Genomic DNA, 322 nt, shown 5'->3' on the forward strand with positions numbered 1-322 from the left:
GATGAAGAAGCAATAAGTGGGTGGGCGCAAAGCAAACAGAATAAGCGCGGGAGGCCACGTCGGTTCAGTGATTTAGCTATTACGACAGCACTCATGGTGAAACGAGTTTTTTCTATGCCACTGAGAGCGCTGCAAGGATTTATCGACTCGATATTTAGGTTAGCCCATGTGCCGTTAAGTTGTCCGCATTACACCTGCATCAGTCGTAGGGCCAAGCAAGTTGAGGTCTCATTTAAGACTAAAACGAGAGGAGCGATACAACACCTAGCCATTGATGCAACTGGCCTTAAGGTTTATGGCGAAGGTGAATGGAAAGTCAAAA

The 322-nt window shown here is 46.6% G+C and carries 1 protein-coding gene; it reads left to right on the plus strand.

The window, feature by feature from the left end; all coding sequences use genetic code 11:
* Positions 1–322 (plus strand): transposase (locus AB4384_RS03455; protein ID WP_372128883.1); only part of this gene is annotated, 322 nt, incomplete at both ends.

It is taken from the genome of Vibrio sp. 10N.261.51.A4 (assembly GCF_041471945.1).
GTDB classification, from domain to species: domain Bacteria; phylum Pseudomonadota; class Gammaproteobacteria; order Enterobacterales; family Vibrionaceae; genus Vibrio; species Vibrio crassostreae_C.